A 3,586-nucleotide genomic window follows, 5' to 3' on the forward strand; every position below is an offset into this window, starting at 1 on the left:
CTGGCGGCTGGTTGCGATCTGGGTGGGGATGCTCTCGGCGGCGCTCCTGCTGTTGAGCTCAGCTCATTTTTGCCAGGCGACGGCGCAGGGATCCCTGCAACCCCAGGTGGAGACCTACTTGGCCCAGCTGAGCGGTCGCGGCTTTGCTTCCGCCGCCCAGGGGGTTTGGCTGCAGATGGGCGACCAGGTTTTGGGGCAACATCAAGGATCCAAGGCTCTGCCGGCGGCCTCTCTGACCAAGGTGGCCACTACCCTGGCCGCTTTGCAGCAGTTTGGCCCGCACCATCGCTTTGTGACTACCTACTTGACAACAGGTTCCCTGGGAGCGGATGGGGTTTTGCAGGGCGATCTCTGGGTGCTGGGAGGGGAGGATCCCTTTTTTGTTTGGGAGGAAGCCTTCGCGGTGGGGAACGCCCTCAACGCCCAGGGGATCCGCCAGGTGCAGGGGGATCTGGTGGTGGTGGGCCGCTTTTACATGAACTTTTTCCAGGATGTGGCCCGCTCGGGCGCGCTGTTGCGGCAGGGGCTGGATGCCCGCCTCTGGCCGCCGGAAGCCCAGGCGCAATTCCAGACCTTGCCCCCCGGCACGCCCAGGCCGCAGGTGGAGATTTTGGGATCGGTGCGGGTTGCCCAGCAGATCCCCTCGGAGGCCCAGGTCTTGCTCAGGCATGAATCGCCCCCCCTCATTCACCTGCTCAAGCTGATGAACCTCTACAGCAACAATGCCATGGCCGAGATGGTGGCCAATGCAGTGGGGGGAGCAGCTCAGGTGGCACAAATGGCCCAGGCCATCACCGCGATCCCGGCAGAAGAGCTGTACCTGATCAACGGCTCGGGGTTGGGGGTAGAAAACCGCATCTCTCCACGGGCCAACGTGGCCCTGTGGCAGGCGATCCAATCGCTTCTCGAGGAGCAGGGGCTTTCTCTGGCCGATGCTTTTGCCGTCGTCGGCCAGGACGTGGGGGTGCTGGAGCGGCGGCTGCTGCCGGCGATCTTGATCGCCAAGTCGGGCACCATGAGCGGCGTCAGCACCTTGGCGGGGGTATTGCCCACCCAGCAGGGGGATATCTGGTTTGCCCTGATGAACGGCGGATCTGACCTGGCCGGCTTGCGCGCCCAGCAGGGGCAATTCCTCAGCCAGCTCCAAGCGCAATGGGGATCCCCTGCCGCCTTACCCAAACGCTGGACGCCCCGCTCTCTGGATACGGGATCCCGCACGGAGCCTTTGCTACGTCCTCTTTGGCCACTCTAACCCTTTTGCAGGGAAGCTTTGCCGATGGGGCGTACAGGGATCGAACCTGTGTAAGGCAAATTATGAGTTTGCTGCCTAAACCGCTCGGCCAACGCCCCTTATTCTTCTACTCTAGCGCTCTTGTCTTTATCCAAAACGGGGTGAAAAAGAGCTACTCGACGGGATAAGCTGCATGTCGGTGATTGTGAGGGCAGAGGCGATGGCAAGGGACTCCGTCCCGCTGGCGCGAACGGCGCGTTCTTGGCAGGGTCAACTGACGTTGGGCTTGGGTCTGATTGCCGTGTCCCTAGCCCTCTGTTTTGGCTTTTTGACCTTTGGTCAGCACTACCTCAACGGCGAGCGAGCCGCCGCGGATTTCCGGCCTGCCGGGGAGAGCTTGGCCCCCTCTGTTGCCCTCGATACTGAGCTTCCGACGGCACCGCCCCTCACTGACCTCCCCTCTGCCGAGGGATCCCCGCTGCAACTCTGGCTTGTTACTTTTTTAACTGTGTTTGTGGCGGAAATGGGCGACAAGACGCAGTTGGCAACCTTGCTCATGAGTGCCCAATCCCAATCTCCTTGGGCGATCTTTTTCGGTTCCGCCAGCGCTTTGGTAGCTGCCAGCTTGCTCAGCGTGGTGCTGGGGGAAGGTCTGGGGCAAGTCATCCCTCCAGGCTGGCTACAATGGTTGGCGGGTGCAGGGTTCCTGGTGATCGGGGGCTATGTGCTGTGGCAGGAATGGCGCGGCGACGATCCCCCAGAGCGCCAGCCCCTTCTAGAAGGCAGAACAGAGCAGAGAGCAACAGAGGAACGTGTTGATCCAAGATAACGACAGCCAGACCCCACCGTTTTTGCTGCGGCAAATGGCTGGACGGGCGGCGCTGGTGAGCTTCGGCTCGATTCTGCTGGCGGAAATGGGCGACAAAACTCAATTGGCCACTCTGCTCCTCAGCGCCCGCTCGCAAAACTCCGGGGTGATCTTTTTGGGCGCTGCTGCCGCTTTGATCAGCACCAGCCTCATCGGAGTGTGGGCAGGAGCTTGGGTGGCGCGAATGATCCCACCCCGCTGGATCAAGACCCTGGCAGGAGTGGGGTTTGTTTTGATGGGCCTGGCCCTGTTGGGGGAATCCCTAGCCGGCTGAGCAGAAGGCTCCAGAAAAGTGCCGGCCAAGCATGTTAGGATAAAAACCACCTTCTTTGGGCACTCCACTTCATACCGGATAACCGGTCAGGAAGACCAGCATGGCCAAAAAACGCAACCTGAAGCGGGAAAAAGCCGAGCGCAACCGCGAATATGCCAAGCAGTTTCAGAAAAGTCGTGCTCGCAATGGCCGCCGCTTCCGTTCTGCTCCCCGCGACAATGAGGCCAGCGCTGGCGAAGAACAGCCGTGAGGGGGGTTTTGTCGAGAGAGTCTGTGGATCCATCCTGTGAACAGAGCTAGCCCAACAAACCTGCTATCGTAGGCAGGGGTGGGCTGGAGCGGATGAAGATGAAATACCGACGAATTCTCCTAAAGCTGAGTGGTGAAGCCCTGATGGGGGAACGTCCCTACGGGATCGATCCCGAAATCTTGCAGGCCATTGCCAGCGAAGTGGCCGCGGTGGTGCGGGCCGGTGTGCAGGTGGCGATCGTGGTGGGCGGGGGCAATATCTGGCGCGGGCGCAAAGAGGCGGCTGCCCAAGGGATGGATCAGGCTTCTGCCGACTACGTGGGGATGCTGGCCACCGTCATCAACGCCCTGACCTTACAAGATGCCATCGAGCGAGCCGGGATCCCGACGCGGGTACAGACGGCCATCGCCATGCAAGAGGTGGCAGAGCCTTACATTCGTCGTCGCGCCATTCGTCACCTGGAAAAGGGGCGGGTGGTGATTTTTGGCGCTGGATCTGGAAATCCCTTCTTTACCACCGACACGACGGCGGCCTTGCGGGCGGCGGAGATCGATGCCGAGGTGATCTTCAAGGCCACCAAGGTGGATGGGGTTTACGATGCGGATCCCAAGACCCACCCCCAGGCCCGCCGCTACGATGTCCTCAGCTATCAGGATGTGCTCACCCACGATTTGCGGGTCATGGACAGCACCGCCATCGCCCTCTGCAAGGAAAATCAATTGCCCATTGTGGTCTTCGACCTGACCACCCCCGGCAACATCTATCGCGTGGTGCAGGGAGAGCCCATCGGCACTTGGATCGGGCAACGAACTGTCGAAAACAACGGGATCCCTGCCAGGTTGGCCCAGGAGACTTGATCCCAGCTGGGCGCAGTCCAGGCTACCCAAAAAACTGGGCCTAAGGCCCCGTCCTACCGCTACGCCGTTCCCCTTTGGTGGGCCGTAGGCCCTTGCTGTTGTAGAA

Annotated in this window: 5 protein-coding genes and 1 tRNA gene; 5 read left to right on the forward strand and 1 reads right to left on the reverse strand. The window is 61.1% G+C overall.

What is annotated here, in order from left to right:
• On the forward strand, positions 1-1,252 hold a 1,252-nt coding region (locus NW857_RS00220; protein WP_414367659.1), incomplete at its 5' end, for a D-alanyl-D-alanine carboxypeptidase.
• 25 nt (positions 1,253-1,277) lie between these two features.
• On the opposite strand, the gene NW857_RS00225 is transcribed toward NW857_RS00220, so the two are convergent.
• A tRNA-Ile gene (locus tag NW857_RS00225) sits at positions 1,278-1,350 on the reverse strand.
• 74 nt (positions 1,351-1,424) lie between these two features.
• Between NW857_RS00225 and NW857_RS00230 the strand changes: the two genes are divergently transcribed.
• From NW857_RS00230 to pyrH, 4 genes are all read left to right on the forward strand, one after another.
• Positions 1,425-2,060: a TMEM165/GDT1 family protein gene (locus NW857_RS00230; protein ID WP_414334011.1), complete on the forward strand. Its 636-nt coding sequence runs from the start codon at positions 1,425-1,427 to the stop codon at positions 2,058-2,060.
• The gene (locus NW857_RS00235; RefSeq protein ID WP_414334012.1) at positions 2,044-2,373 is read left to right on the forward strand and encodes a TMEM165/GDT1 family protein; all 330 of its coding nucleotides are present in this window, start codon (positions 2,044-2,046) and stop codon (positions 2,371-2,373) included. The genes NW857_RS00230 and NW857_RS00235 overlap by 17 nt, the downstream gene beginning before the upstream one ends.
• A 100-nt stretch (positions 2,374-2,473) precedes the next feature.
• A complete protein-coding gene (locus NW857_RS00240; RefSeq protein WP_414334013.1) occupies positions 2,474-2,623 on the forward strand; it encodes a hypothetical protein in 150 nt (49 codons plus the stop codon).
• A gap of 98 nt (positions 2,624-2,721) precedes the next feature.
• Positions 2,722-3,480, forward strand: coding sequence for a UMP kinase (gene pyrH, locus NW857_RS00245; RefSeq protein ID WP_414334014.1), 759 nt, complete (start codon positions 2,722-2,724; stop codon positions 3,478-3,480).
• Positions 3,481-3,586 lie beyond the last annotated feature (106 nt).

Source organism: Synechococcus sp. H55.9, assembly GCF_047462355.1.
Taxonomy (GTDB): Bacteria; Cyanobacteriota; Cyanobacteriia; order Thermostichales; family Thermostichaceae; genus Thermostichus.